At 58.1% G+C, this 547-nt stretch carries 1 protein-coding gene; it reads left to right on the top strand.

Annotated features, from left to right (window positions below; all coding sequences use genetic code 11):
- The first annotated feature begins 156 nt into the window (after positions 1-156).
- Positions 157-453 (top strand): DUF3144 domain-containing protein, encoded by a 297-nt coding sequence (locus GYA94_RS26265; RefSeq protein ID WP_009683473.1) that lies wholly within the window; start codon positions 157-159, stop codon positions 451-453.
- The last annotated feature ends 94 nt before the right edge of the window (positions 454-547 follow it).

Genomic DNA, 547 nt, shown 5'->3' with positions numbered 1-547 from the left:
CAGTGGGCGCAAATAGCGATGGATACGTGTGATTCCGAGCATGAGGTACTGTGAGTCCTTTTTCGACTTTGGTAATCCTTTTTCAGCCTTGCACGTATGCGCCGTGACATGCAAGGCTTGGCCTTTCGCTCGTCTTGCACAACCAGGTGAACCGCCATGACCCAAGCTACCGACCAGGCCTTCTACGACCGTGCCGATGCGCACATAGAACTGGCCAACCAGCAGATCGACAGGGTCGAGGACCTGGGCAAGGTTAGCGCCTCGCTGACCTTTGGTGCTGCGCGCTTCAGCGCCTGGATGAGCGCCCGCAGCTTCAAGAGCGGCGCCGAACTGGGCGCTGCGCGGGACGAGATCCTGAAATACTTCTGCGAGCAGTACCGGATGATGCTCGAAGATAACCTGGACGAGCATATCAAGCATTTTGACCAGTACATGTTGGGCAAGAATGACTAACACCGCAGGTCGCTTGCCACAGCCTCTTCAGCGCCTTCTGGCCAACAACTGCCAGCCCTGATGCCTCTCCCTGTGGGTGCGGGCGAGCCCGCGA

Source organism: Pseudomonas juntendi (assembly GCF_009932375.1).
Lineage (GTDB): Bacteria > Pseudomonadota > Gammaproteobacteria > Pseudomonadales > Pseudomonadaceae > Aquipseudomonas > Aquipseudomonas juntendi.
This window is presented reverse-complemented; position numbering and strand designations above follow the sequence as displayed.

Coding starts and splice junctions, on each gene's coding strand:
- GYA94_RS26265 (WP_009683473.1), top strand. CDS start 157: ATGACCCAAGCTACCGACCAGGCCTTCTACGACCGTGCCGATGCGCAC.